Source organism: Desulfocastanea catecholica, from assembly GCF_054657295.1.
In genome coordinates, this window is the sequence record NZ_BAAHYZ010000122.1 from 1 (window position 1) to 615 (window position 615).

General features: G+C 48.9%; 1 protein-coding gene. It reads left to right on the forward strand.

Translation table 11 applies throughout. From position 1 onward, the window contains the following. Nucleotides 1-258: 258 nt before the first annotated feature. Nucleotides 259-615 (forward strand): SOS response-associated peptidase (locus ACYQ8U_RS23140; RefSeq protein ID WP_459947919.1); only part of this gene is annotated, 357 nt, incomplete at its 3' end.

Consider the following 615-nt stretch of genomic DNA (forward strand, 5'->3'; position numbering starts at 1 on the left):
GGTGGGGGCTCGCTATCCGGTGCCGAATTTTCTGAATTATCAGCCAGAATTTCCGAGTATGTATGGAGAGATGGCGGAGAGATTGAAGTTGTTTTAAACGGGTGGAGCCTGACCGTTCAGAGCCCTCCAAAAAGAATATCAGTCAAAGTTTGCCATAAGAAAGCATCAGCCTGATGGTAGCGAAACAAGGATTTAGCCCTGCAAGCTTTGACTGATATTTCGGGAATTTTGCACCAAACAATGAGGACGCATAGAATAATGTGTGGACGTTTCGCCTATTTTGGTAAAGGTACCTTCGGCTACGAGACGCTTCTCCTGCCGGATCCTCTTCCTATAGAGGACTACAACATTCCTCCGTCCCGAAACATCCTGACGATCCGCAACTCTCCCGAGACCGGCAATCCTGCCTATGCCATGCTCCATTGGGGCCTGGTCCCGTTCTGGTCTAAAATTGCAAAAACTAAATATATTCTCAACAACGCCAGGGCCGAAGGAATTGAGAAAAAGCCTTCCTTCCGTGAACCGTTGCAACGCCGGCGCTGTATCATCCCCGCTAGCGGTTTCTATGAGTGGTTGCAAAAAGGAGCAAAGAAACAGCCCTATTTCATCCGGCGG